Raw genomic sequence first — 6352 nt, forward strand, 5'->3', positions numbered from 1 at the left:
TGCCGGGCCGACACCAGGCCTATTGCAGTTGCGGCTTCTTCAAGAAACTGCCGCGGTCTGCGGATTTGACGCGCAGCCAGGTCTCGCGGCCGTCGCGCACCACCCGCATCGGGATCTCGGCGCCGGCCGAGCCGCTGTCCCACAGCTTGCGATAGAAATCCGCGAGCCCGTCGACGGCGCCGTCGCGCACCTCTGAGATGACGTCACCCTGGCGCAGGCCGGCTTTTGCCGCCGGGCCGCCCTCGGTCACGCTCATCACCACCACCTTGCCGTCGCTTTCGGCCGACAGGGCGCCGAGCCACGGGCGCGGCGGCTTGGCCACCTGGCCGCGCGTCAGCAGATCGTCGAGGATCGGCGGCAACAGGTCGATCGGCACCACCATGTTGATATCGGCGACCTCGCCGGCGCGGCTCATCTGCAGGCGCAGCGAACCGATGCCAAGCAGCGCCCCGTCGGCGCTGAACAGCGGCGCCCCGCCCCAGGACGGATGCGCTGGCGCGATGAAGATCGCCTCGTCGAGCAGATACTCCCAATAGCCGGCGAATTCCTGCTTGGTGACGATCTTGGCCTCGACCGCCCGGCCGACGCCGTCGGCAAGCACCACCGCGTCGCCGATCCTGGCCTTGCCGGCATCGCCCAGCGCCACGGCCGGCAGGCCGGTCGGCGCCAGCGCCTGGACAAGGCCGAAACCCGATTCCTGATCATAGGCCAGCGCGTGCGCCGGGATGACACGGCCGTCATGCGCGGTCAGCCAGACCTCTTCGGCCTCGGTGATGAGATAGCCGATGGTCAGCACCAGCCCGTCATTGCGGATGACGACGCCGCTGCCTTCCCTGAGCGTGCCCAGCGCGCCGGCTGTGAAGGCATCCTCGGGAACAGTGGCGCGCACGGCAACGACGGAGCGCGGATTGGGATTGATGGCCATGATTTTGTCCTGCGATGCAAATGCTTGGCGGCTTCTCCTATAGGTATGGCTCGGAGGGGATGCTGCAAGGGGTGAGAAGCGGTGGCCGCAGGCCACGAAAAGCCAATTGCTTGGCTTTCGAGTTTCGAACGGTGAAGGCCCGGTCCGCCTTCAGGCAGATCAAAAGTTCCAGTGGGCGTTTTGAAGGGCTGGGGCGCGGCGCCCGCATAAACAATAGTTCAACGCAAGTTGAACTTTCGCCTCCGCGGCCCTAGCTGTAGATGCATCCGCTCAATCACATCCTTCCCATCCCCACCCGAGGCCCGACATGACAGACTACACCCCGCCGAAAGTATGGACCTGGAACAAGGCAAATGGCGGCGCCTTTGCCAGCATCAACCGGCCGATCGCCGGGCCGACGCATGACAAGGAATTGCCCGTCGGCAAGCATCCGCTGCAGCTCTATTCGCTGGCCACGCCGAATGGCGTCAAGGTCACCGTCATGCTGGAGGAGCTTCTGGCGCGCGGCCACAAGGGCGCCGAATACGATGCCTGGCTCATCCGGATCAACGATGGCGACCAGTTCGGCAGCGGCTTCGTCGAGGTCAACCCCAACTCCAAGATCCCGGCCCTGATGGATCGCAGCGGCGCCACGCCGGTGCGCATCTTCGAATCCGGCTCGATCCTGGTCTATCTCGCCGAAAAGTTCGGCGAATTCCTGCCCACCGAGCAGCCGGCGCGCGCGGAAGTCCTGTCCTGGCTGTTCTGGCAGATGGGTTCGGCGCCGTATCTGGGCGGCGGCTTCGGCCATTTCTATGCCTACGCGCCGCAGAAATTCGAATATGCCATCGACCGTTTCGCCATGGAAACCAAGCGGCAGCTCGATGTGCTCGACCGCCGGCTGGCGGAGACCGAATATCTCGGCGGCGAGGATTACACGATCGCCGACATGGCGGTGTGGCCCTGGTATGGCGGGCTGGCGCTCGGGCGCATGTACAATGATTCCGGCGAGTTCCTGTCGGTGCAGGAATACAAGCACGTCCAGCGCTGGGCCAAGGCAATCGACGCCCGCCCGGCGGTCAAGCGCGGCCGCATGGTCAACCGCGCCTTCGGCGAGCCGGCCCTGCAACTGCATGAGCGCCACGACGCCAGCGACTTCGACACCAAGACGCAGGACAAGCTGGCCGCCGAATAGGCGGCGGCAAAGGCTGGCAAGAAAAACCCGCCACCAGATTGGTAGCGGGTTTTTTCAAATGCCTGGTGCTGAACCGGTCAGTGCAGCACTTCCACGATCTGACGGGTCTCCGGATCGACCAGGACAGTCTGGTCGTTGATCACGGCGACGCGATACTTGACGTTGGGCACTTCGCGCAGTTCGACCTTATCGGGCACCGGCGAGCCGAGCTTGAGCTCAAGGCCCAGCAGATTGACCGACGCCAGCGGCTGCTTCTTTACGTATTCGCGAACCACCGTTTCCTGCTCCGGCTGAACGACGATGGTGTCCGCCAGGGCCGCACCGATGCCGCCCATCAGGACGATCGCGGCTGCCGCACTCGAAAGATAATGTTTCATAACAACCTCCATATCCATTATCCGGGCTTCCGGCCCTGTGGGAGAACTCGGCCACCGTCACGAGGTTCCATTTCGATTTGTGGAATAAATGCGACACGCCCAACAAATGCCTATTTTCTATTTTTTCGAAATCGAGCGAAAGCACGCAATCTATGCTTTTTGACAATCCACGATTAATTACCGGATTTGAGGAATGTCGCGGAATGCACTTGACTCGGAGGATGCATCCGAGGTGCTCTTTTCCAGATAGAACGCGAACTGTTGATTGCCTTGGCGACAGCTAACGTAGAGCGCACGCTGTCGTTCCACATGCCGTCGTGGAAGACATTAAAAGGCTCGCCGGCCGGGAACAGGGGCTGGTAGTCGGTCGTCCCACTGCCGATCTATCCCCGGTATCCGGCCTCACAAGTGATCGGCCTCACAGCGAAACACCGTCGCGATGCAGCGGCGGAACACCGTCGACCTCACCCTCGCTCACCGCCTTGCGTGCGCGACTGTAGATCAGCCGCATGACGAGCGCGAAATAGCCGACTTGGAGGACCACCAGCACGGCTATCGTCCAGCCCAGCGCCTTCCAGAAAGAACCGGTGGCCATGTAAGCCCAGACCGCCACGATGATGGTCGTGGCTGACATCCCCACGAGAAATTGTCCAAAATACATCGATCCCGCATCGCCGAAACCACCCGGTTTCGCACGACTCCCTGCCCGAATTCCCAATGCCCGCCTATAAAGTTTCATTATTTTAGCAACTACGCAACTATGTGATCGTCCGACCTTAGCCCAGCCTCGAAATTTGTTGCGCGTTGACCTGGTCGGGAGCAATTTGATGCTCACGGACTGCGGGTGGCGCAGAAAATAAGTCCGGGGGATGGGGAAATGACGCTCAAACTGATCGGAGCCGGTTTCGGCCGCACCGGCACGTGGTCGACTTTTGCCGCGCTGAACAGGCTCGGTCTGCCCTGCTATCACATGCAGGAAGTGATCATGAACAAGGCCAACAAGGGCCATCTCGATTTCTGGCGCAAGGTGGCCAACAGCCCACCCGGCAGCCAGCACGACTGGAACCGCGTCTTCGCCAACTATACGGCGACAGTCGACAATCCCGGTTGCTGTGTGTGGAAGGAATTGCTGGCCGCCTTCCCCGACGCCAAGGTGCTTTTGACCTTGCATCCGCGCGGCGCCGAGGCGTGGTACGAAAGCACGATCGACACGATCTACTTCACCGAGAATGTCTGGCAGTTCAGGATCCTGGAATGGCTGACGCCCTTCGGCTGGAAATTCGGCGACATGTCGCGCAAGCTGATATGGGGCCGCACGCTGGATGGCGTGATGAACGACCGCGCCAAGGCGGTGGCGCGATACAACGCCTATGTCGAGGAAGTGAAGGCGGCCGTGCCCCCGGACAGACTGCTGGTCTACAAGGTGACCGAAGGCTGGGCGCCGCTCTGCGATTTCCTTGGCGTGGCGCTGCCCAACGAACCCTTCCCCAACCTCAATGACCGCGAGACGATCAAGAAGATCATCCGCGACCTCATCAAGGGCTCCTACATCATGCTGGGTCTGGCGCTTGCCGCCGTTGCGGTGGTGGTTGCGGCGCTGTGGTGGTGGCTGGGGTAGTTGCACCCGCAAGCTCAAGTCCGAAGGGCATCCGAACCCCTTGCCACGGGGACCGGGAACCAACCACCGCACCTCGAGTTTCGCTTTCAGTCTTTTCAAGGATTGGAGGCCAGCATGGCACCGCGCAGCAAACCACGCACCGGCGATGACGAAAGCCCTGAGGTCGAGGGTCCGACCATCGAGCAGCAGGACTGGGACGCGATCAAGGGTGCCCAGATCCTGCCCGATACCGTGTCGGAAAACGGCGACATGCGGTACGCCGTCGAAAAGGACGGCGACCTGCCGGAGGAGGACGATGACAACGCTCTCCAGCACAGCGACGACGCCTTGCCCGACGACGAGGAAGAAGCCGCGATCAAGCGGCACCCGACACGCGAGGGGCGGTTCGACGAGACATGAGGGCCAACGCCCTTTCAGACCTGCAAGCGCTCCCTCCCCGCAATGTCCGCGTAATCCTCCGGGCTTGCGGCAATCCAGGGTTCCCGGGCCCGCTTGGCCTGCGAGCCGGTGAGCTTCCTCAAATGGTTCCGCTTCTCGGCAACGACCTGTTTGCCGCGACATCGGGACTGAACCAAGTTCCACTTCACCTGCCTTCTGGGGCGCATTTTCTCCAATGAATGTGAAAGTTGGCACACCGCTATCAGATGCCGGGCGGCCGATATCTGCTCTGCTCGACGCCCGAATTGGCCCTCGACAAGGCAAAGCCTTCATATCCGAGTTGGCTAAAATAGCGGAACATCCGATGGACATTGCCGGAACCGAACAGGACCCGTCGGACCTTTGCATACCTCACCTAAGACCTTGGTCCCAAAAGGAAAGGCAAAAGGCCGATGTGGGCCGTCACCGGGAACATACCGCCTCCGCCGTCGTTTGCCGCAAGATCTGCTGACCGGACGGGATTTCGGAGGAAGAGCCATGCACCATCGGTCCATCATCACCAGAACAGGCCACGGCCCGGGCACGGCGGTCGCCGTGTTGATGGTCGGACTTGTGGCGGTTGGGATCGTTTTCCTTGTCCTGGGCGGCTTGCTCTATTTCGGCGAGCAGCCGCCTGATCAACGCGCGCTGTCCTCCGTGCCAGCCCGATCGGCCCAGGCGGTCGATTGATGTGTGCGCAATCCGCGACGCCGCCCTCTGCCGGCAGCGCGTGTCAGCGCGCCAGCACCTTGCCATGCCTGGCGACGGCCTTGCCCCGCCGGTAGACCGTGCGGTCCTTCGGCACGGCCACCACCGCTTCGGGCACGTGCTGCGCCGGCATGGCGACGAAGTCGGCCTTGGCGCCGACGGCAATGCCATAGTCCGCCAGCCCCAGTGCCCTGGCGCCGGCATGGGTCACCACATCGAAGGCCGCCGCGAGCTCGCGGTCCTCGTAGAAGCCGGAGCGATAGCCGATCATGTTGGCCCGGTTCAGCATGTCGCCATCGCCATAGGGCCACCAGGAATCCCGGATGTTGTCGGAACCGCTGAACACGGTGACGCCGGCCTGCCGCAGGGCCGCCACCGGCGGGAAGGCATGGTTGCCGGGCGCGTTGGTCATGATCGCGACGCCGGCGGCCGCCAGCATCGCGCCGGCCCTCGCCAGCGCGTCGGGCGGGATGTCGCCAAGCCCATAGGCATGGCTGACGGCGACATGGCCCGCCATGCCGAGCGCCTTTGTCCGCGCGGCGATCTCCTCGACCTGGAATAGGCCGAGCGCGCCGCCGTCATGCAGGTGGATGTCGACGCCGGCGCCATGCTTCCGCGCCAGGGCGAACACCACATCGAGATGGCCCTTCACATCGCGGTCGAAGCTGGCGGGGTCGAGCCCGCCGACAAGGTCGCAGCCGAGCCTCAGCGCCTCGTCGAGCAGCTCCGCCGTGCCGGGCGAGGACAGGATGCCGCTTTGCGGGAAGGCGACGAGCTGGATGTCGATGAGGTCGCGGTATTTTTCGCGCACGGCCAGGATGGTCTCGACATGGCTGAGCCCGACCGATGCGTCGACCATGACATGGCTGCGCATGGCTAGGCTGCCATTGCCGACGCAGAGCTCGAGCTGGTTCTTCGCGCGCTCCGCCATCGGCGCGGCGGCGGCAAGGTTTCGCGCCTGGAAGGCGACGCGCTCGCGCACGTCGAACCCGTTGCTGCAGGGAATGTGCGGGCGCCAGGCATCGCCATAGAACGAGGTGTCGAGATGGATGTGCCCCTCGACGAAGGCCGGCACGACAAGCTGGCCATCAAGGCCGATGATGGCGGCGGGGTCGACGATGCCGGGGGTGCCG

General features: G+C 63.4%; 8 protein-coding genes. 4 read left to right on the forward strand and 4 right to left on the reverse strand.

The genetic code is table 11. The annotated features are described in order from the left end of the window. Positions 1-19: 19 nt before the first annotated feature. On the reverse strand, positions 20-925 hold the full coding sequence (locus CK226_RS28370; RefSeq protein WP_095200613.1) for a S1C family serine protease: 906 nt from the start codon (positions 923-925) through the stop codon (positions 20-22). A gap of 307 nt (positions 926-1232) precedes the next feature. Here CK226_RS28370 and yghU point away from each other — a divergent pair, with 307 nt between their 5' ends. Then, the gene (yghU, locus tag CK226_RS28375; protein WP_095789277.1) at positions 1233-2099 is read left to right on the forward strand and encodes a glutathione-dependent disulfide-bond oxidoreductase; all 867 of its coding nucleotides are present in this window, start codon (positions 1233-1235) and stop codon (positions 2097-2099) included. A gap of 77 nt (positions 2100-2176) precedes the next feature. Here yghU and CK226_RS28380 read toward each other — a convergent pair whose 3' ends face one another. Both CK226_RS28380 and CK226_RS28385 read right to left on the reverse strand, forming a co-directional pair. Continuing rightward, positions 2177-2476, reverse strand: a complete 300-nt coding sequence (locus CK226_RS28380) for a DUF1236 domain-containing protein (RefSeq protein ID WP_095793610.1) — start codon at positions 2474-2476, stop codon at positions 2177-2179. Positions 2477-2894: 418 nt separating this feature from the next. Continuing rightward, positions 2895-3110 (reverse strand): exopolysaccharide production repressor protein, encoded by a 216-nt coding sequence (locus tag CK226_RS28385; protein WP_348628976.1) that lies wholly within the window; start codon positions 3108-3110, stop codon positions 2895-2897. A gap of 243 nt (positions 3111-3353) precedes the next feature. Between CK226_RS28385 and CK226_RS28390 the strand changes: the two genes are divergently transcribed. The 3 genes from CK226_RS28390 to CK226_RS28405 all read left to right on the forward strand — a co-directional run bounded on the left by CK226_RS28390 (position 3354) and on the right by CK226_RS28405 (position 5201). Continuing rightward, positions 3354-4094: a sulfotransferase family protein gene (locus CK226_RS28390; RefSeq protein WP_095793597.1), complete on the forward strand. Its 741-nt coding sequence runs from the start codon at positions 3354-3356 to the stop codon at positions 4092-4094. 114 nt (positions 4095-4208) lie between these two features. Beyond that, positions 4209-4493, forward strand: coding sequence for a hypothetical protein (locus CK226_RS28395; RefSeq protein ID WP_095775085.1), 285 nt, complete (start codon positions 4209-4211; stop codon positions 4491-4493). Positions 4494-5009: 516 nt separating this feature from the next. Continuing rightward, a complete protein-coding gene (locus CK226_RS28405; protein WP_095793599.1) occupies positions 5010-5201 on the forward strand; it encodes a hypothetical protein in 192 nt (63 codons plus the stop codon). Between the two features lie 43 nt (positions 5202-5244). Here the strand turns inward: CK226_RS28405 and CK226_RS28410 are convergent. Further along, a partial coding sequence (locus CK226_RS28410) for an amidohydrolase family protein (protein WP_095793600.1) occupies positions 5245-6352 on the reverse strand: 1108 nt, incomplete at its 5' end.

Source organism: Mesorhizobium sp. WSM4311, assembly GCF_002295115.1.
Classification (GTDB): Bacteria; Pseudomonadota; Alphaproteobacteria; order Rhizobiales; family Rhizobiaceae; genus Mesorhizobium.